The 18,477-nt window shown below is 70.3% G+C and carries 16 protein-coding genes and 1 pseudogene; 12 read left to right on the forward strand and 5 right to left on the reverse strand.

All coding sequences use genetic code 11. The features are described 5' to 3' along the window. The first annotated feature begins 206 nt into the window (after positions 1-206). The 9 genes from gap to ACWD0Y_RS09100 all read left to right on the forward strand — a co-directional run bounded on the left by gap (position 207) and on the right by ACWD0Y_RS09100 (position 9,365). On the forward strand, positions 207-1,211 hold the full coding sequence (gene gap, locus ACWD0Y_RS09060; RefSeq protein ID WP_028813908.1) for a type I glyceraldehyde-3-phosphate dehydrogenase: 1,005 nt from the start codon (positions 207-209) through the stop codon (positions 1,209-1,211). Positions 1,212-1,315: 104 nt separating this feature from the next. Continuing rightward, positions 1,316-2,527, forward strand: a complete 1,212-nt coding sequence (locus ACWD0Y_RS09065; RefSeq protein WP_450259720.1) for a phosphoglycerate kinase — start codon at positions 1,316-1,318, stop codon at positions 2,525-2,527. 6 nt (positions 2,528-2,533) lie between these two features. Then, positions 2,534-3,322: a triose-phosphate isomerase gene (gene tpiA / locus ACWD0Y_RS09070; protein WP_450259721.1), complete on the forward strand. Its 789-nt coding sequence runs from the start codon at positions 2,534-2,536 to the stop codon at positions 3,320-3,322. A 122-nt stretch (positions 3,323-3,444) separates the two neighbouring features. Next, positions 3,445-3,675: a preprotein translocase subunit SecG gene (secG, locus tag ACWD0Y_RS09075; protein ID WP_069929293.1), complete on the forward strand. Its 231-nt coding sequence runs from the start codon at positions 3,445-3,447 to the stop codon at positions 3,673-3,675. A 203-nt stretch (positions 3,676-3,878) separates the two neighbouring features. Then, on the forward strand, positions 3,879-4,214 hold the full coding sequence (locus ACWD0Y_RS09080) for an RNA polymerase-binding protein RbpA (RefSeq protein WP_093801393.1): 336 nt from the start codon (positions 3,879-3,881) through the stop codon (positions 4,212-4,214). Positions 4,215-4,350: 136 nt separating this feature from the next. Beyond that, a complete protein-coding gene (locus tag ACWD0Y_RS09085) occupies positions 4,351-5,583 on the forward strand; it encodes an MFS transporter (protein WP_450259722.1) in 1,233 nt (410 codons plus the stop codon). 58 nt (positions 5,584-5,641) lie between these two features. Further along, positions 5,642-7,294, forward strand: a complete 1,653-nt coding sequence (gene pgi, locus ACWD0Y_RS09090) for a glucose-6-phosphate isomerase (protein ID WP_450259804.1) — start codon at positions 5,642-5,644, stop codon at positions 7,292-7,294. A 26-nt stretch (positions 7,295-7,320) separates the two neighbouring features. Next, positions 7,321-7,824, forward strand: a complete 504-nt coding sequence (locus tag ACWD0Y_RS09095; protein WP_450259723.1) for a PH domain-containing protein — start codon at positions 7,321-7,323, stop codon at positions 7,822-7,824. Beyond that, positions 7,821-9,365 (forward strand): PH domain-containing protein, encoded by a 1,545-nt coding sequence (locus tag ACWD0Y_RS09100; protein ID WP_450259724.1) that lies wholly within the window; start codon positions 7,821-7,823, stop codon positions 9,363-9,365. The genes ACWD0Y_RS09095 and ACWD0Y_RS09100 overlap by 4 nt, the downstream gene beginning before the upstream one ends. A gap of 186 nt (positions 9,366-9,551) precedes the next feature. Here the strand turns inward: ACWD0Y_RS09100 and pgl are convergent, their stop codons facing one another. The 5 genes from pgl to tkt are packed head-to-tail and all read right to left on the reverse strand — an operon-like array spanning position 9,552 to position 16,137. Further along, positions 9,552-10,334: a 6-phosphogluconolactonase gene (pgl, locus tag ACWD0Y_RS09105; RefSeq protein WP_450259725.1), complete on the reverse strand. Its 783-nt coding sequence runs from the start codon at positions 10,332-10,334 to the stop codon at positions 9,552-9,554. Next, positions 10,331-11,389, reverse strand: a complete 1,059-nt coding sequence (gene opcA, locus ACWD0Y_RS09110) for a glucose-6-phosphate dehydrogenase assembly protein OpcA (RefSeq protein WP_450259726.1) — start codon at positions 11,387-11,389, stop codon at positions 10,331-10,333. Before opcA ends, pgl begins: the two co-directional genes overlap by 4 nt. Then, entirely contained in the window at positions 11,386-12,909 is a 1,524-nt protein-coding gene (zwf, locus tag ACWD0Y_RS09115) for a glucose-6-phosphate dehydrogenase (protein ID WP_450259727.1), read from the reverse strand. Before zwf ends, opcA begins: the two co-directional genes overlap by 4 nt. A 3-nt stretch (positions 12,910-12,912) precedes the next feature. Continuing rightward, the gene (tal, locus tag ACWD0Y_RS09120) at positions 12,913-14,031 is read right to left on the reverse strand and encodes a transaldolase (RefSeq protein WP_450259728.1); all 1,119 of its coding nucleotides are present in this window, start codon (positions 14,029-14,031) and stop codon (positions 12,913-12,915) included. A 36-nt stretch (positions 14,032-14,067) separates the two neighbouring features. Then, complete coding sequence (gene tkt, locus ACWD0Y_RS09125; protein WP_450259729.1) at positions 14,068-16,137, reverse strand: transketolase; 2,070 nt, start codon at positions 16,135-16,137, stop codon at positions 14,068-14,070. Positions 16,138-16,458: 321 nt separating this feature from the next. Between tkt and ACWD0Y_RS09130 the strand changes: the two genes are divergently transcribed. The 3 genes and pseudogenes from ACWD0Y_RS09130 to ACWD0Y_RS09140 form a co-directional block, all read left to right on the forward strand. Next, positions 16,459-17,412: a heme o synthase gene (locus tag ACWD0Y_RS09130; protein ID WP_450259730.1), complete on the forward strand. Its 954-nt coding sequence runs from the start codon at positions 16,459-16,461 to the stop codon at positions 17,410-17,412. A 47-nt stretch (positions 17,413-17,459) separates the two neighbouring features. Then, the gene (locus ACWD0Y_RS09135) at positions 17,460-17,795 is read left to right on the forward strand and encodes a hypothetical protein (protein WP_450259731.1); all 336 of its coding nucleotides are present in this window, start codon (positions 17,460-17,462) and stop codon (positions 17,793-17,795) included. A gap of 64 nt (positions 17,796-17,859) precedes the next feature. Then, a pseudogene (locus tag ACWD0Y_RS09140) lies at positions 17,860-18,462 on the forward strand (amidohydrolase); the annotation flags it as partial. Positions 18,463-18,477: the final 15 nt, after the last annotated feature.

Below are 18,477 nucleotides of genomic sequence, written 5' to 3' on the forward strand. Positions count from 1 at the left end.
GCGCTGACTCTGCGTAACCGGCCCCGGAAGGGCCGCAGGTACCGGAGGTCCGTGCTCCTACTGGGGAGTACGGACCTCCGGGCCGCGTCCGGGGCCGCTCGATGTCACCCACAGCGCCGCGTAGAGGTAGGGTCGGAAGCGGTCGGGGACATCCCATACATCTCGCCGGCGTCGAAACCCGGCGTACCAACGAGGAGATCGGTTTCGTGACGATCCGCGTAGGCATCAACGGCTTCGGCCGCATCGGGCGCAACTACTTCCGGGCGCTGCTGGAGCAGGGTGCGGACATCGAGATCGTGGCTGTCAACGACCTGGGTGACACTGCGACCACGGCACACCTGCTGAAGTACGACACCATTCTCGGCCGCCTCAAGGCCGAGGTGTCGCACACGGCGGACACCATCACCGTCGACGACCACACCATCAAGGTGCTGTCCGAGCGCAACCCGGCGGACATCCCGTGGGGCGAGCTGGGCGTCGACATCGTGATCGAGTCCACCGGCATCTTCACCAAGAAGGCGGATGCCGAGAAGCACCTCGCCGGTGGTGCGAAGAAGGTCCTCATCTCGGCTCCGGCCAAGAACGAGGACATCACCATCGTGATGGGTGTCAACCAGGACAAGTACGACGCGGCCAACCACCACGTCATCTCCAACGCCTCCTGCACCACCAACTGTGTGGCGCCGATGGCCAAGGTTCTCGACGAGAACTTCGGCATCGTCAAGGGCCTGATGACGACGGTGCACGCGTACACCAACGACCAGCGTATCCTGGACTTCCCGCACTCGGACCTGCGTCGCGCCCGCGCCGCGGCCGAGAACATCATTCCGACCACCACGGGTGCCGCCAAGGCCACCGCGCTGGTCCTCCCGCAGCTCAAGGGCAAGCTCGACGGCATCGCGATGCGCGTCCCGGTCCCGACCGGCTCGGTCACCGACCTGGTCATCACGCTGGAGCGCGAGGTCACCAAGGACGAGATCAACGCGGCCTTCCAGAAGGCCGCCGAGGGCGAGCTCAAGGGCATCGTCGAGTACACGGTCGACCCGATCGTGTCCTCCGACATCGTCAACGAGCCGGCGTCCTGCACCTTCGACTCCTCGCTGACCATGGCCGAGGGAACCCAGGTCAAGGTCATCGGCTGGTACGACAACGAGTGGGGCTACTCCAACCGCCTCGTCGACCTCACGGTCTTCGTCGGCAGCCAGCTCTGATCCGTCCGGCAGGCACCTCGATGTGAGCACAGGGCTCGGCCAGCGCAACGCGGCGCTGGCCGGGCCCTGTCACGTGTTTTGTCTCCCAAGGAGTCCAGTAACAGATGAAGACGATCGACGAACTTCTCGCCGAAGGGGTCGAGGGCAAGCGGGTATTCGTCCGCGCCGACCTCAACGTGCCGCTCGACGGCACCGCCATCACCGACGACGGCCGCATCCGCGCCGTCCAGCCGACGATCGAGAAGCTCGCCGCCGCGGGCGCCCGCGTCGTCGTCGCCTCGCACCTGGGCCGCCCCAAGGGCGCCCCGGAGCCGGCCTTCTCGCTCGCCCCCGCCGCCGCGCGCCTCGGTGAACTCCTCGGCGCCGAGGTCGCCTTCGCGACCGACACGGTCGGCGAGTCCGCCAAGGCCGTCGTCGCTGACCTCGGCAACGGCAAGGTCGCCGTCATCGAGAACCTCCGCTTCAACGCCGGCGAGACCTCGAAGGACGACGCCGAGCGCGGCGCCTTCGCGGACCGGCTGGCCGAGCTCGCCGATGTGTACGTCGGCGACGGCTTCGGCGCCGTGCACCGCAAGCACGCCTCGGTCTACGACCTCCCGGCCCGGCTCCCGCACGTCGCCGGCGGCCTCATCGCCACCGAGGTCGGCGTCCTGAAGAAGCTCACGGAGGACGTCGAGCGGCCGTACGTCGTGGTCCTCGGCGGCGCCAAGGTCTCCGACAAGCTCGGCGTGATCGACCACCTGCTGGAGAAGGCCGACCGCATCCTGGTCGGCGGAGGCATGGCGTACACCTTCCTCAAGGCCCAGGGTCACGAGGTCGGCATCTCGCTGCTCCAGGCCGACCAGATCCCGACGGTTCTGGAGTACCTGGAGCGGGCCAAGGCCAAGGGCGTGGAGTTCGTGCTCCCCGTCGACGTACTGGTCTCGGCCGAATTCCCGGACCTCAAGACGAAGGCTCCGGCGAACCCGACGACGGTTGCCGCGGACGCCATCCCGGCCGACCAGGAGGGTCTGGACATCGGTCCCGAGACCCGCAAGCTGTACGCATCGAAGCTCGCCGACGCGGCCACCGTCTTCTGGAACGGTCCGATGGGCGTCTTCGAGCACCCCGACTACGCCGAGGGCACCAAGGCGGTCGCCCAGGCCCTCGTCGACAGCCCCGCCTTCACGGTGGTCGGTGGTGGCGACTCCGCCGCCGCCGTCCGCATCCTGGGCTTCGACGAGAACGCATTCGGCCACATCTCGACCGGTGGCGGCGCCAGCCTCGAATACCTCGAAGGCAAGACGCTTCCCGGCCTCGCCGCACTGGAGGACTGACTTTTCATGACTGTTATCGGCCAAGGCCGTACCCCGCTGATGGCGGGCAACTGGAAGATGAACCTCAACCACCTCGAGGCCATCGCGCACGTCCAGAAGCTCGCCTTCGCGCTCACCGACAAGGACTACGACTCCGTAGAGGTCGCGGTCCTGCCCCCCTTCACGGACCTGCGGTCCGTGCAGACGCTGGTGGACGCCGACAAGCTCAAGATCAAGTACGGCGCCCAGGACATCTCGGCGCACGACTCCGGCGCGTACACCGGTGAGATCTCGGGCGTGATGCTCGCCAAGTTCAAGTGCGCGTACGTCGCCGTCGGGCACTCCGAGCGCCGGCAGTACCACAACGAGACCGACGAGGTCTGCAACGCCAAGGTGAAGGCCGCGTACAAGCACGGTCTGACCCCGATCCTGTGCGTCGGCGAGGGTCTCGACGTCCGCAAGGCGGGCAACCAGGTCGCGCACACGCTCGCCCAGCTCGACGGCGGCCTCAAGGACGTCCCGGCCGAGCAGGCCGAGTCCGTCGTGATCGCGTACGAGCCGGTGTGGGCCATCGGCACCGGCGAGGTCGCCACCCCCGAGGACGCGCAGGAGGTCTGCGGAGCGATCCGCGGCCGTCTCGCGGAGCTGTACTCGCAGGAGCTGGCCGACAAGGTCCGCATCCAGTACGGCGGCTCGGTCAAGTCCGGGAACGTCGCCGCGATCATGGCGCAGCCGGATGTCGACGGGGCCCTGGTGGGCGGCGCGGCGCTGGACGCCGACGAGTTCGTCAAGATCATTCGGTTCCGCGACCAGTGAGTAGGCCGTAGGGCCGATCCGTCGTACCCTGGCGGGGGCCGGGGCTGTTGCACAACAGCCGTCCGGCCCCCGTTGTCCGTCTCCGAAGTCCGAAGCCCGAGGAAGTTGGTCCAGCCGTGGTTATGGGGTTCTCGATCGCCCTGATCGTCTTCAGCCTGCTGCTGATGCTGCTGGTTCTGATGCACAAGGGGAAGGGCGGCGGTCTCTCCGACATGTTCGGTGGCGGCATGCAGTCGTCCGTCGGTGGGTCCTCGGTCGCCGAGCGCAACCTCGACCGCATCACGGTGGTAATCGGTCTGATGTGGTTTGCCTGCATTATCGTGCTCGGTCTGCTGATGAAGCTGGACAGCTGACCCGTCGTCCGGTACGCAGACGGGAGCGCGGCCTATCATGGGGCCGGCGGCTCGCGTCTGCGCGGCAGGGGTGCAACTCCGGCCACTGGACGCGCGTTGGGTCCTGCGTAGAGTGGGGCGCTCGCAGCTGAGCTGTTTGACGACTCCGCGGCGGTAGCCGCTGATTGATGCAGTGCAGCACCATCACGCAGGGAGTTACGACCGTGGCAAGTGGCAACGCGATCCGGGGAAGCCGGGTCGGAGCGGGGCCGATGGGCGAGGCCGAGCGCGGCGAGTCCGCACCCCGTCTCCGCATCTCCTTCTGGTGTTCCAACGGGCACGAGACGCAGCCGAGCTTTGCCCATGACGCTCAGGTTCCGGACACGTGGGACTGCCCGCGCTGCGGGTTCCCGGCCGGACAGGACCGGGACAATCCGCCGGCCCCGCCGCGCACGGAGCCGTACAAAACGCATCTCGCGTACGTACGGGAACGGCGCAGCGACGCGGACGGCGAGGCGATTCTCGCCGAGGCTCTCGCGAAACTGCGGGGCGAGATCTAGGAATTGCGATCCGGCCGGACACCTTCGGGTGTCCGGCCGGACTGCTTCCGCGGTCCGCTCTCCGGACTGCTTCTCCGGGCCGGTTGTCAGTGGCACCCTCTACGGTTCTTGAATCACAGGACCGGGAGGGGCAGTTGTGACGACGAGCAAGGCTGCGGCCGCGCAATCGGGGGCGGAGGAGGCGCGGGCCCCGGCCTGGCGCGGGGGGTTCGGCCGGCTGTGGACCGCGGCTGTCGTCTCGAAGTTCGGCGACTCGCTGCGTACGGCCGCGATGCCGCTGCTGGCCGCATCGCTGACGTCCGACCCCGTGCTGGTGGCGCTGGTGACGGCGTGCGGTTACCTGCCGTGGCTGCTGTTCGGGCTGCTGGGCGGAGCGGTGGCGGACCGGGTGGACCAGCGCCGGGCGATGTGGGCCGTGGACCTGGTGCGGGCCGCGCTGATGGCCGCCTTCGCGGTGGCGGTCGCCCTCGGCCACGCCTCGATCGCACTGCTCGTCGCGCTCGCCTTCGCGCTCACCACCCTCCAGACCCTCTTCGACAACGCCGCCACGGCCCTGCTGCCCTCGCTGGTGCCCAAGGCCGCCCTGGGCAGCGCCAACGCCCGGCTGCTGACCGGGCAGCAGATCGCGGGAGGCTTCCTGGCCGCTCCGCTGGTGCCGGTGCTGCTCCTGGCGGGCGCGGCCGTGCCGTACGCCGCGGACGCCGCGACGTACGTCCTGGGGGCCGTGCTGATCGCTTCGCTGCGGGTGACGGCGCCGGAGCGGGCGCCGAGACCTCCGGGCAGCACGCTGCGCGGGGACATCGCGCAGGGGCTGCGGGTGCTGTGGCGGGACCGCGTGCTGCGCGGGCTCTGCGTCGCCACCACGCTGTGCAACGTCGGCATGGCCGCGCTCATCGCCACCCTGGTCCTCCAGGTCACCGGCTGGCTCGACGCCGGGCACGGCGGTTACGCGGCGGCCATCGCGGCGTACGGCGTGGGCAGTACGGCGGGCGGGCTGCTGGCCGGCCGGCTCTCCAGGCGGATCGGGCGGATACGCAGTGTGTTCGTGGCCGGAGCCGTGCAGATCTGCTGCCTGGCGGCGATGGGGCTCGTCCGCGAGCTGTGGGTGACGGTCGTCGCGATGGCGCTGTTCGGCCTCATGGGGCTGGTGTGGAACACCAACCAGGTGACGCTGATGCAGGAGCGCAGCCCGGAAGCCATGCTGGGAAGGATCAGTTCGGCCTTCCGCACGCTCGCGATCGCAGGCGCACCGCTCGGCGCGCTGCTGGGCGGCGCGGCCGCCTCCGCCTGGGGGCTGAATACCCCCGCCCTGCTGGCGGCGGCGCTCTTCACGGCCGCCACAGCATCGCTGGCCGCTCTGATCAATTAGGTTGGAGCTGCCAGGGGGCATGCACGCAGGTACGAGAAGAAGTGGGCTGATGTCCGAGATGAACGCAGAAAGCCGCACCAGGCTCAACCGGATGCCCGAGTGGACCGCTCTCGCGAAGCACCGCGAGCAGCTGGGCCGGACGCATCTGCGAGAACTGTTCGCCGCCGATCCCGAGCGGGGCACCGGATACACCGTCAAGGTCGGGGACCTCTACCTCGACTACTCCAAGCACCTGGTGACGGACGAGACGCTGGGGCTGTTGCGCGACCTGGCCCGCGGAGCCGGGGTCGCCGAGCTGCGGGACGCGATGTTCCGCGGCGAGAAGATCAACACCACCGAGGACCGCGCGGTGCTGCACACCGCCCTGCGCGCGCCGCGCGACGCGGTGATCGAGGTCGACGGGGAGAACGTCGTCCCCGCCGTCCACGCGGTGCTCGACAAGATGGCCGCCTTCGCCGACCGGATCAGGTCGGGGGAGTGGACCGGCCACACCGGCAAGCGCATCAAGAACGTCGTCAACATCGGCATCGGCGGCTCCGACCTCGGTCCCGCCATGGCGTACGAGGCGCTGCGCTCCTTCACCGACCGGGACCTCACGGTCCGCTTCGTGTCGAACGTCGACGGAGCCGATCTGCACGAAGCCGTGCGGGACTTGGACCCGGCCGAGACGCTGTTCATCATCGCGTCCAAGACCTTCACCACGATCGAGACCATCACCAACGCCACGTCGGCGCGCGACTGGCTGCTGACGAACCTCCGCGCGGACGGCGGCGCCGTCGCCAAGCACTTCGTGGCCCTGTCCACGAATGCGGAGAAGGTCGCGGACTTCGGCATCGACACGGCCAACATGTTCGAGTTCTGGGACTGGGTGGGCGGGCGGTACTCGTACGACTCGGCCATCGGCCTGTCGCTGATGATCGCGATCGGCCCCGGCCGCTTCCGCGAGATGCTCGACGGCTTCCACCTGGTCGACGAGCACTTCCGCACCGCGCCGGCCGAGGAGAACGCGCCGCTGCTGCTCGGTCTGCTGGGCGTCTGGTACGGGGAGTTCTTCGACGCGCAGGCGCACGCGGTCCTCCCGTACAGCCACTACCTGTCGAAGTTCACGGCGTACCTCCAGCAGCTCGACATGGAGTCCAACGGCAAGTCCGTGGACCGCGAGGGCAACCCGGTCGACTGGCAGACGGGGCCGGTGGTGTGGGGCACGCCGGGCACCAACGGGCAGCACGCGTACTACCAGTTGCTGCACCAGGGCACGAAGATGATCCCGGCGGACTTCATCGGCTTCGCCAGGCCGGTCGCCGACCTGCTGCCGGGCCTGGAGGCGCAGCACGACCTGCTCATGGCGAACTTCTTCGCCCAGACGCAGGCGCTGGCCTTCGGCAAGACGCCCGACGAGGTGCGGGCGGAAGGGGTGGCCGAGGAGCTGGTGCCGCACAAGACGTTCCGCGGCAACCACCCGACGACGACGATCCTCGCGGACGAGCTCACCCCGTCCGTCCTGGGGCAGCTGATCGCGCTGTACGAGCACAAGGTGTTCGTCCAGGGGGCCGTCTGGAACATCGACTCGTTCGACCAGTGGGGCGTCGAACTCGGCAAGGTCCTCGCCAAGAAGATCGAGCCGGTCCTGACGGAAGGCGCGGGCGGCGAGCAGCTGGACAGCTCGACCGCGACCCTGGCCGCCAAGTACCGCACACTGCGCGGCCGCTGACCGGCCGACGGACGGGAGACGGGGCGATGGCCGGGGGGACGGGGAGTGTGCGGCTCAGGCCGCCGAACAACACGCTCGACCGGCGGGTCATCGGCTGGTGGCGGACACAGTGGCTGCTGCTGACCGCGGTTCCGGCGGCCGTACTGGCCGTGCTGGGCGCGCTCGTCGCGTCCGCACGGCCGTGGCTGCTGCTGTCCGCCGGCGTGCTCGCGCTGCTCGGCGCGGCCATCACGGTGTTCCTGCCGCCGTGGTGGTTCCGGGTGCACCGCTGGGAGGTCACGGACGACGCGGTGTACGTGCGTACCGGCTTCTTCTGGCAGGAGTGGCGGATCGCGCCGATGTCGCGGATCCAGACCGTGGACACCGTGCGCGGGCCGCTGGAACAGGCGTTCAGGCTCGCCACGGTCATCGTCACCACCGCGTCCTCCAAGGGCGCGGTGAAGATCGAGGGGCTCGACCACGAGCTCGCCGCGGAGCTGGCGGAGCGGCTGACCCTGATGACGCGGGCCACCCCCGGGGATGCGACGTGAGCGTCCCGGGGGGCGCCCCCGAGGACGGGGAGCGGCCGGAGAGCGGCGACGGCTGGCGGCGGCTCGCCCCGCGCACCGTCCTGGCCGCCGCGCTGGTCATGGCGGGCATCGCGGTGGGCGCCGGAGTGCCGGCCTTCATCGGGCTCGCGGGGAGCAGGCCGGTGTGGCAGGCGCTCACCTGGGTGGGGACCGGAGCCGTCCTGCTCATCGTGGGCGGCTCCGCGCTCGACTACGTGCGCTGGCGCAGGACGCGGTACCGCATCGGCGCCGAGCGCGCCGAACTCCACACGGGTCTGCTGCTGGTCAAGCGCCGCTCGCTGGCCCGTGAACGCATCCGCAGCGTCGACCTGACGGCCAATGCGCTGCTGCGGGTTCTCGGCCTCGTGAAGGTCCGTATCGGCACCGGTGAGAACACCGGCGGCGGCGAGTCCACGCTCGAACTCGACCCGGTGACGCGGGAGGAGGGCGAACGGCTGCGCAGGGAGCTGCTGTACCGGGGGACCACCGCGGGACCCGGCCCCCACCGGGAGGGCGAACTGGCCACGCTCGACCCCGCCTGGATCCGGTACGCCCCGCTCTCCTTCGTCGCCCCCGCACTGGGCGGCGCGGCGGCCGGCGGACTGATGCAGGTCAGCGAATGGTTCGGCGCGCAGGGGAAGCTGATCGAGTGGGTGCGGGACCGGTTCCACGACACACCGGTCGTCTGGATGATCGTGGTGCTCGTCGTCGGGGCGTGCGCGGCGGGGGTCGTGGGGGCGCTCGGCCTGTGGGTCGAGATGTGGTGGAACTACCGGCTGGAGCGCGAGCCGGGCGGCACGTTGCGGGTCCGCCGCGGCCTGTTCACCACGCGGTCGATCTCCATCGAGGAGCGCAGGCTGCGCGGGGTGGAGCTCGTCGAGCCGCTCGGGGTGCGGACGCTGGGGGCGGCGCGGGTGGACGCGGTCGCCACCGGGCTGGCGGCGGACGAGGGAAGCCGGCACGCCGACCACAAGACGCTGCTGCCCGCAGCGCCGCGGACCACCGCGGAGAGGGTGGCGGCGCACGTCCTGCGCGAGGCCGCCTCACCGACGGGCACGGCCGGCCTCACGCCGCACCCGCCGGCCGCCCGTACGCGCCGTCTGCGCTGGGCGGTGGGCGCGGCGCTGGTCCCGGTGCTCGTCCTCGCCGCCCTCGGTGCGCTGCTGACCGACGCTCTGCTGTACGTCGCAGGGGCGTGCGCGGTGGTGCTGCTGCCCCTCGCGGTGCTCCTGGCACTGGACGCGTACCGGAGCCTGGGGCACGCCATCAGCGGCGGCTACCTGGTGGCACGGTCGGGGACGGTGCGGCGCACGACGGTCGCGCTGCAGCGGGGCGGGGTCGTCGGGTGGACGGTGAAGCAGTCGTACTTCCAGCGCCGGGCCGGCCTGATCACGCTGACGGCGACCACCGCGGCGGGAGCGGGGGCGTACTCGGTCTACGACGCGCAGGAGCCGGAGGCGCTGGCCTTCGCGGAGGCGGCGGTTCCGGGGCTGCTGGCGCCGTTCCTGGAGCGGCCGCGGTAGTGGGGGCCGGGTCCGCCGCGCCGGACGGGCCGGAGGGTTACCCGCGGCGGGGGCGGAAGTCCGGCCGCACCGGGGACCGAGTGGCCTTGCACGGGGCCCCGGGGCCCACGGGCGAACAGAGGGGAAAAGCCACGGCCCGGGCCGCCCTTGGGGCGGACCGGGCCGTGGCCGTGCCGGAGCGGCGGATCAGGCCGAAGCCGGGCGGTAGAGGTCGCGCGGGAGCTGGGAGGCCGCCGCGTCGTCCAGGAGCCACAGCGTCCGGCGACGGCCATATGCGCCCGCCGCCGGGGCCTGGATCTCCCCGGCGCCCGACAGCGCGACGACCGCGGCCTTCGCCTTGTCCTCGCCCGCCGCCAGCAGCCACACCTCGCGTGCCGCGCGGATCGCGGGCAGCGTGAGCGTGATGCGGGTGGGCGGGGGCTTGGGGGCACCGTGGACGCCCACCACCGTACGGTCCGTCTCACGGACCGCCGGGAGCTCCGGGAAGAGCGACGCCACGTGCGTGTCGGGGCCCACACCCAGCATCAGGACGTCGAACGTCGGGACGGGGCCGTGGTCCTCGGGCCCCGCCGCCGAGGCCAGCTCGGCGGCGTACGCAGCGGCTGCCGCGTCCACGTCGGCCCCGAACACGCCGTCCGAAGCCGGCATCGCGTGGACCCGGGCAGGGTCCAGCGGCACCGCGTCCAGCAGCGCCTCGCACGCCTGGGTGTGGTTGCGCTCCGGGTCCCCGGCGGGGAGGAAGCGCTCGTCGCCCCACCACAGGTCCAGGCGCGACCAGTCGATCGCGTCCCTGGCCGGAGCCGAGGCGAGCGCGGCCAGCAGGCCGTTGCCGTTGCGGCCGCCCGTCAGTACCACCGACGCCGAGCCGCGCGAGGTCTGGGCGTCCACGACCTTGGTGATCAGCCGCGCCGCCGCGGCCTGCGCCATCAGCTCCTTGTCGTGGTGGACGACAAGCTGGGGTGGCCTCACTTCGACGCCGCCTTCTTGGAGGCCGAGGAGGAAGCCGGGGCCGAGGACGAGGCCGACTTCTTCGCGGGCTTGGTGGCAGCGGCGGGCTCGTCCGCTTCGGCCGCCGGCGAGGCCGTCCTGCTCTCCGGGCTCTCACCGAGCCGGTCGACACCGAACTTCAGCGTCGCCGCGTAGGTGTCGTCCGGGTCGAGCCTGCGCAGTTCCTCGGCGATCAGCTCGGAGGTCTCCCGCCGCTTGAGCGCCACCGCGCGGTCCGGCTGCCCCTCGATGGACAGGGAGGCCAGCGAGCCGTCCGCCCGGTCGAGCTTGATCGGGCCGCAGTTGGTCTCCATCTTCACGCCGGTCAGGCCCGGGCCGGAAGACACGGAACGCTTCACGGGTACGCGAAGCCGGTCGGCGAGCCACATGCCGAGCAGCTCGACGCTCGGGTTGAACTCCTCGCCCTCCACCTCCACCGAGGTGACCTCGCACTCCACCTGGTCCAGCGCGGCCGCGAGCATCGAGCGCCACGGCGTGATGCGCGTCCACGACAGGTCGGTGTCGCCCGGCGTGTAGGCCTCGGCGCGCGCCCTCAGCTCATCGACCGGGTGCTCGGCGGCGTACGTGTCCGTGACGCGGCGCTGCGCGAGCGCGCCGAGCGGGTCGTGCGCCGGGTCGAGCGGCGCGTTGGCCGCCCACCACACCACGACGGGGGCGTCCGGCAGCAGCAGCGGCAGCACCACCGACTGCGCGTGGTTGATGACCTCGCCATACAGCCGCAGGATCACCGTCTCGCCGGTGCCCGCCGCCGTGCCCACCCGCACTTCGGCGTCGAGGCGTGCCTTGGCGCGGTCGCGCGGCGAGCGCGAGACCCGCTTGATGACGACGAGGGTGCGCGAGGGGTGCTCGCGGGAGGCCTCGTTGGCCGCCTTGAGCGCGTCGTACGCGTTCTCCTCGTCGGTGACGATGACCAGCGTGAGGACCATGCCCACGGCCGGCGTGCCGATGGCACGGCGGCCCTGGACGAGAGCCTTGTTGATCTTGCTGGACGTGGTGTCCGTCAGGTCGATTTTCATGGCCGACGCCAGCTCCGTCCGTCTCGTGCGAGCATTTCGTCCGCCTCGACCGGGCCCCAGGTACCGGCCGGGTACTGCGCGGGCTTGCCGTGGGTGTCCCAGTACTCCTCGATCGGGTCGAGGATGCGCCAGGACTGTTCGACCTCCTCCAGACGCGGGAAGAGGTTGGCGTCGCCGAGCAGGACGTCCAGGATCAGGCGCTCGTACGCCTCGGGGCTGGACTCGGTGAAGGACTCGCCGTACGCGAAGTCCATCGACACGTCCCGCACCTCCATCGAGGTGCCCGGCACCTTGGAGCCGAAACGGACCGTGACGCCCTCGTCCGGCTGGACGCGGATGACCAGGGCGTTCTGCCCCAGCTCTTCCGTGGCCGTGTGGTCGAAGGGGGAGTGCGGGGCGCGCTGGAAGATGACCGCGATCTCGGTGACACGGCGGCCGAGGCGCTTGCCGGTGCGGAGGTAGAACGGGACGCCCGCCCAGCGGCGGTTGTCGATCTCCAGCTTGATCGCGGCGTAGGTGTCGGTCTTCGACTTGGGGTCGATGCCCTCTTCCTGGAGGTAGCCGACGGCCTTCGCGCCGCCCTGCCAGCCCGCCGCGTACTGCCCGCGCACGGTCTCCCGGCCCAGGTCCTTGGGGAGCTTGACGGCGCCGAGCACCTTGGTCTTCTCGGCGACCAGCGCGTCCGCATCGAAGGATGCGGGCTCCTCCATGGCGGTCAGCGCGAGCAGCTGGAGGAGGTGGTTCTGGATGACGTCGCGGGCGGCGCCGATGCCGTCGTAGTAGCCGGCGCGGCCGCCGATGCCGATGTCCTCGGCCATCGTGATCTGGACGTGGTCGACGTACGACCGGTTCCACAGCGGCTCGAACATCTGGTTGGCGAAGCGCAGCGCCATGATGTTCTGGACCGTTTCCTTGCCCAGGTAGTGGTCGATCCGGAAGACCTCGTTGGCCGGGAAGACCTCGTGGACGATCCGGTTCAGCTCCTGCGCGGAGGCCAGGTCGTGGCCGAAGGGCTTCTCGATGACGGCCCGCCGCCAGGAGCCTTCCTTCTGGTCGGCCAGGCCGTGCTTCTTGAGCTGCTGGACGACCTTGGGGAAGAACTTCGGGGGCACGGACAGGTAGAAGGCGAAGTTGCCGCCGGTGCCCTGTGCCTTGTCCAGCTCCTGAATGGTGGACTTGAGCGTCTCGAACGCGGCGTCGTCGTCGAAGTTGCCCTGGACGAAGCGCATGCCCTGGATCAGCTGCTGCCAGACTTCCTCGCGGAAGGGCGTGCGGGCGTGTTCCTTGACGGCGTCGTGGACGATCTGGGTGAAGTCCTCGTTCTCCCAGTCGCGCCGGGCGAAGCCGATGAGGGAGAAGCCCGGTGGCAGCAGGCCGCGATTGGCCAGGTCGTACACGGCGGGCATCAGCTTTTTACGTGACAAATCGCCCGTGACGCCAAAGATGACCAGGCCCGACGGCCCCGCGATACGCGGGAGCCGTCGGTCCTGAGCGTCACGCAGCGGATTGCTGCTGGACAATTTTTAGGCCTCCGAAGGGGCGAGGCGCTTGAGCTCCGCCTCGGTCGACTTGAGCAGGTCGTTCCAGGACGCCTCGAACTTGTCGACGCCCTCGTCCTCGAGCAGCTGCACCACGTCGTCGTAGGAGATCCCGAGCTTCTCGACGGCGTCGAGCTCGGCGCGCGCCTGCTCGTAGGTGCCTGCGATCGTGTTGCCCGTGATGGTGCCGTGGTCGGCGGTCGCTTCCAGCGTCGCCTCGGGCATGGTGTTCACCGTGCCGGGGGCGACGAGGTCCTCGACGTACAGCGTGTCCTTGTACGCCGGGTCCTTGACGCCGGTCGAGGCCCACAGCGGACGCTGCTTGTTGGCGCCGGCCCGGTCCAGGGCGGCCCAGCGGTCCGAGGAGAAGACCTCCTCGTACGCCTGGTACGCCAGACGGGCGTTGGCGAGGGCGGCCTTGCCCTTGAGCGCCTTGGCCTCGTCCGTGCCGATGCCGTCGAGACGCTTGTCGATCTCGGTGTCCACGCGGGACACGAAGAACGAGGCCACCGAGTGGATCTCGGAGAGGTCCAGGCCCGCGGCCTTCGCCTTCTCCAGACCGGTCAGGTAGGCGTCCATGACCTTGCGGTAGCGCTCCAGCGAGAAGATCAGCGTCACGTTGACGCTGATGCCCAGACCGATGGTCTCGGCGATCGCCGGGATGCCCGCCTCGGTGGCCGGGATCTTGATCAGGGTGTTCGGACGGTCCACCAGCCAGGCGAGCTGCCTGGCCTCGGCCGTCGTCGCCTTGGTGTTGTGCGCCAGGCGCGGGTCGACCTCGATCGACACGCGGCCGTCCTGGCCGCCGGTCGCGTCGAAGACCGGCCGCAGGATGTCGGCGGCGTCCCTCACGTCAGCCGTCGTGATCATGCGGATGGCTTCTTCGACGGTGACCTCGCGGGCGGCCAGGTCGCTGAGCTGCTGGTCGTAACCGTCGCCCTGCGAGATCGCCTTCTGGAAGATCGACGGGTTGGTGGTGACGCCCACGACGTGCTGCTGGTCGATCAGCTCGGCGAGGTTGCCGGACGTGATCCGCTTGCGCGAAAGGTCGTCAAGCCAGATCGCGACGCCTTCGTCGGAGAGGCGCTTGAGTGCGTCTGTCATGAGAGTTGCATCTCCTACTTGTCGTATGTACCGGCGTCAGCGGGTAGCGGCGGCCAGCGATTCCCGGGCCGCGGCCGTGACCGCGTCCGCGGTGAAGCCGAACTCCCGGAAGAGCACCTTGGCGTCCGCGGAAGCGCCGAAGTGCTCCAGCGAGACGATGCGGCCGGCCTCGCCGACGTAGCGGTACCAGGTCAGGGCGATGCCCGCCTCGACCGCCACACGGGCCTTGACGGAGGGCGGCAGCACGCTGTCGCGGTACCCCTGGTCCTGCTCCTCGAACCACTCGATCGACGGCATGGAGACCACACGGGTCGGGATGCCGGCGGCCTGGAGCTGCTCGCGGGCCTCGACGGCGAGCTGGACCTCGGAGCCGGTGCCGATCAGGACGACCTGCGGAGTGCCGCCCTCGGCCTCGAAGAGCACGTATCCGCCGCGCGCGGCGTCCTCGTTGCACTCGTAGGTCGGCACGCCCTGACGGGTCAGGGCCAGACCGTGCGGGGCGTCGTTGCGCCGCAGGATCTCGCGCCAGGCGATCGCGGTCTCGTTGGCATCGGCCGGGCGGACCATGTTCAGGCCCGGGATGGCGCGCAGCGCGGCCATGTGCTCGACCGGCTGGTGCGTCGGGCCGTCCTCGCCCAGACCGATGGAGTCGTGCGTCCACACGTACGTCACGGGCAGCTTCATCAGCGCGGCGAGGCGGACGGCGGGGCGCATGTAGTCGGAGAACACCAGGAAGGTGCCGCCGTAGATGCGCGTGTTGCCGTGCAGCGCGATGCCGTTCATCGTCGAGCCCATGGCGTGCTCGCGGATGCCGAAGTGGACCGTACGGCCGTACGGGTCCGCCTCCGGCAGCGGGTTGCCGACCGGCAGGAACGACGACGTCTTGTCGATCGTCGTGTTGTTCGAGCCGGCGAGGTCGGCGGAACCGCCCCACAGCTCGGGGATGACCCCGCCGAGCGCCTGGAGGACCTTGCCGGACGCGGCGCGGGTCGCCACGGCCTTGCCGGGCTCGAAGACCGGGACCGACTTCTCCCAGCCCTCGGGCAGCTCGCCCGCGGCGATGCGGTCGAACGTGGCGGCGCGCTCGGCGTTGGCGTTGCGCCACTCCTGGAACTGCTTGTCCCAGGCGGCGTGCGCCTCACGGCCGCGCTCGCCCGCCTTGCGCACGTGCGCGAAGACGTCCTCGTCGACCTGGAAGTGCTGCTCGGGGTCGAAGCCCAGCACGCGCTTGGTGGCCGCGATCTCCTCCTCGCCCAGTGCCGAGCCGTGCGAGGCCTCGGTGTTCTGCGCGTTGGGGGCGGGCCAGGCGATGATCGTGCGCGCCGCGATGAGCGAGGGGCGCTCGGTCTCGTCCTGCGCGGCCTTCAGCGCCGCGTGCAGCGCCTGGACGTCGAAGTCGCCGTTGGCGTTCTGCTCGATGCGCTGGACGTGCCAGCCGTACGCCTCGTACCGCTTGAGGACGTCCTCGGAGAAGGCGGTCTCGGTGTCGCCCTCGATCGAGATGTGGTTGTCGTCGTACAGGGCGACGAGGTTTCCGAGCTTCTGGTGGCCCGCGAGCGAGGACGCCTCGGCCGAGACACCCTCCTCCAGGTCGCCGTCGGAGACGATCGCCCAGATGGTGTGGTCGAACGGGGAGGCGCCCGCGGCGGCCTCCGGGTCGAACAGACCGCGCTCGTAGCGGGCGGCCATCGCCATGCCCACGGCGTTGGCGATGCCCTGGCCCAGCGGCCCGGTCGTGGTCTCCACCCCGGTCGTGTGCCCGTGCTCGGGGTGACCCGGCGTCAGGCTGCCCCAGGTGCGGAACGCCTTCAGGTCGTCCAGCTCCAGGCCGTAGCCGGCCATGTAGAGCTGGATGTAGAGCGTCAGGCTGGTGTGACCAGGAGAGAGGACGAATCGGTCGCGCCCGGTCCAGTTCGCGTCATTGGGGTCGTGCCGCATCAGCTTCTGGAACAGCACATACGCGGCCGGGGCCAGGCTCATGGCCGTACCAGGGTGGCCGTTGCCGACCTTCTGTACGGAATCCATGGCCAGGACGCGGGCGGTGTCGACAGCCCGCTGGTCCAATTCGGTCCACTCGAGATCTGTGGTGGTCGGCTTGGTGCTCACCCTGAGTCAGGGCTCCTCTCCACATGTCGAATCCCGGTACTGGATAGGCGCACCGGGCGATGTTGAGCCTACCCCCGCAAGAACCCGCTCATTTCGGCCTCGCGTCCTCCAAAAGAGCGGGCACGGCCCAGGGTGCGGGGCGTTCGCGGTCTTCGCCTCCCGGCGGGCGGGACAGCCCGCCGGGAAGCCGGTGAGTACCCCACTCAACACGACCCCACCCCGGCGGAGAACGAAGTATGGGCAACGTCTAGAGTGGCGTGGTACGCGCAAGTCTTTACCGGGCCTTCACGTCCGGAGCTTGCTGGAATTTCTCTGTCAGGGGTGTGCGTGACGGCCGTCGAGTCCCGACCCGCAGGGGTCGCCTTGACTCCCAGCCCGGGAGGCCATCGGCCGTTCGGAGCCCGGGTCAAGGCGTTCGTGGCACTGACCAAGCCTCGGATCATCGAACTGCTGCTGATCACCACCGTCCCGGTCATGTTCCTGGCCGAACAGGGCGTGCCCGACCTGTGGCTGGTCCTGGTGACCTGCCTCGGCGGCTACCTGTCGGCCGGCGGCGCCAACGCGCTGAACATGTACATCGACCGCGACATCGACGCGCTGATGGACCGTACGTCGCAGCGGCCACTGGTCACCGGCATGGTCAGTCCGCGCGAATGCCTCGTTTTCGGCATCAGCCTGGGCGTGATCTCGACCCTCTGGTTCGGGCTGCTCGTCAACTGGCTGTCCGCCGCGCTGTCGCTCGGTGCTCTCCTCTTCTACGTCGTCGTCTACACGATGATCCTCAAGCGGCGTACCGCGCAGAACATCGTCTGGGGCGGCATCGCCGGCTGCCTGCCGGTCCTCATCGGCTGGTCCGCGGTCACCAATTCGATGTCCTGGGCCGCCGTCATCCTGTTCATGGTCATCTTCTTCTGGACGCCGCCGCACTACTGGCCGCTGTCGATGAAGGTGAAGGAGGACTACGCGCGGGTGGGCGTCCCGATGCTCCCCGTCATCGCCTCCAACAAGGTCGTGGCCCGCCAGATCGTCGCCTACAGCTGGGTGATGGTCGCGGTCTCGCTGCTGCTGACCCCGCTGGGCTACACCGGCTGGTTCTACACCGTGGTCGCCCTCGTGTCCGGCGGCTGGTGGCTCAAGGAGGCGCACGGGCTCCAGTCCCGCGCGAAGTCCGGGGTGACCGGCGGCAAGCTCAAGGAGATGCGGCTGTTCCACTGGTCCATCACCTATGTCTCGCTGCTCTTCGTCGCCGTCGCGGTGGACCCCTTCCTGCGCTAGAGAACCTGCCCTGGACCCCCGATCTACCCGTCGGTAGCATCGTGGGCATGGCAGACACGAAGCAGGCAGAGCGCAAGGCGGCGAAGCTCGCCAAGGAGATCACCGCCTTCGCCAAGCGGCACGGCGGCGCCGAGGGCCAGCTCGCGCACCTCGGACAGATGGGCACCCGCATCGTGCTCGTCGGCGGGGACGGCGGCTGGGGCGATCTCGTGGCCCCCTCCCACGCCGTCGCGCAGAGCGCCGCCGAGAAGGCCGGGATCACGCTCCACGAGTCCTTCGACGGCGACTTCGCGGCCAAGGTGCGCACGGGACCGTACGAGTGGAGCCGGATGGCCGGCATCCAGGTCGGCGGCCCGTCCAACGACCTGCCGCGGAGCGCCTAGCAACACCTGACGCGGGGGTCACCCGTTAGAGCCTGTGGAAGCACGTCCACCACAGGAGCCCCGGATGATCGAAACGCCTTCCCCGGTGGACCAGTACTGCCACGGAGTGCTCCGTACGGAGCTGGGCCTCGGCACCTTCGAGACCTGCCTCGCCACGACCCCCGCGCCGCCCGCGCCCGGCACCACCTTCTTCGACACCCGGACGGACTTCGCCGTACGCCGCTGGTGTCCGCCGCTCCCCGGCCTCGAACCGCACTGCCCGCCCGCGCGCTATCTCGCGCGCCGCAGGGAACTGGGCGTACTGGAGACCGGGAGGCGGCTGCTGAGGGGCACCGGGATCGCCACCCACCTGGTGGACACCGGGCCGCCGGGGGATCTCTCACGGGACCCGCCGAGACAGTGGCGGCCGGCGCCGCCCAGGCCCGGGAGAATCGTGCGTCTGGACCTGCTCGCCGAGCAGGTCGCCGACACGTCCGGAACCGTCGAGAGCTTCCTCGCCAACCTCGCCGAGGGCGTGCACGGCGCGGCGGGGACCGCCGTGGCCTTCACCTCCGTGGCGGGCGTACGGCACGGACTCGCCCTCGCACCGCATCCGCCGGGGCCCGGCGAGGTGCGCGGGGCGGCGGGGCGCTGGCCGGCCGGACGCCGGGCCGGGGCCGGCTGTTCCGTGAGGCGCTGGGCA

The organism is Streptomyces altiplanensis, from assembly GCF_053591575.1.

Excerpts from the sequence above, each read along its gene's own strand:
- tpiA (WP_450259721.1), top strand. The coding sequence starts at position 2,534 with ATGACTGTTATCGGCCAAGGCCGTACCCCGCTGATGGCGGGCAACTGG.
- secG (WP_069929293.1), top strand. The coding sequence starts at position 3,445 with ATGGGGTTCTCGATCGCCCTGATCGTCTTCAGCCTGCTGCTGATGCTG.
- opcA (WP_450259726.1), bottom strand. The coding sequence starts at position 11,389 with ATGAAAATCGACCTGACGGACACCACGTCCAGCAAGATCAACAAGGCT.
- ACWD0Y_RS09095 (WP_450259723.1), top strand. The coding sequence starts at position 7,321 with ATGGCCGGGGGGACGGGGAGTGTGCGGCTCAGGCCGCCGAACAACACG.
- ACWD0Y_RS09135 (WP_450259731.1), top strand. The coding sequence starts at position 17,460 with ATGGCAGACACGAAGCAGGCAGAGCGCAAGGCGGCGAAGCTCGCCAAG.
- pgi (WP_450259804.1), top strand. The coding sequence starts at position 5,642 with ATGAACGCAGAAAGCCGCACCAGGCTCAACCGGATGCCCGAGTGGACC.
- tal (WP_450259728.1), bottom strand. The coding sequence starts at position 14,031 with ATGACAGACGCACTCAAGCGCCTCTCCGACGAAGGCGTCGCGATCTGG.
- ACWD0Y_RS09065 (WP_450259720.1), top strand. The coding sequence starts at position 1,316 with ATGAAGACGATCGACGAACTTCTCGCCGAAGGGGTCGAGGGCAAGCGG.